A 476-nucleotide genomic window follows, 5' to 3' on the forward strand; every position below is an offset into this window, starting at 1 on the left:
TGGCTCAGCAACAAGCTCAATCGCCATAAACGATGATCATGTTGTAGGAATAGAAATAAACAAAAACGCCATAAAAGATGCAAAAGAAAACGCAAAAGAAAATGACCTAAAAGATTATAAATTCATAGCAAAAAATGCAAACTACATAGACGATAAATTTATAAAAAAAGAAAAAATAGACGCCATAGTTCTAGACCCACCAAGAGCAGGATTAGATAAAGAGATAATAAAAACAATAGCAAAAACAAAAATAAAAAAAATAGTCTACATCTCCTGTAACCCACAAACACTAGCAAGAGATATAAAAAGATTCCAAGAAAAGGGATATAAATTAGAAAAAATCAAGGGATGTGATATGTTTTCAGAGACTATGCATGTTGAGAGTGTTGTATTGATGACAAGAGTTGCACCCACTAAGTAAATAAAGTGTAGAAATTATAGGCTTATTCCAGTGCTATCGTTAAAAGGTATAGGTG

Annotated in this window: 1 protein-coding gene; it reads left to right on the forward strand. The window is 31.5% G+C overall.

Annotated elements, in window-relative coordinates; genetic code table 11:
• Positions 1 to 421 (forward strand): methyltransferase domain-containing protein (locus HMPREF2852_RS07260; protein ID WP_148130560.1); only part of this gene is annotated, 421 nt, incomplete at its 5' end.
• Positions 422 to 476: the final 55 nt, after the last annotated feature.

Source organism: Anaerococcus sp. HMSC065G05, assembly GCF_001812365.1.
In the GTDB taxonomy this organism is placed as follows: Bacteria; Bacillota; Clostridia; order Tissierellales; family Peptoniphilaceae; genus Anaerococcus; species Anaerococcus vaginalis.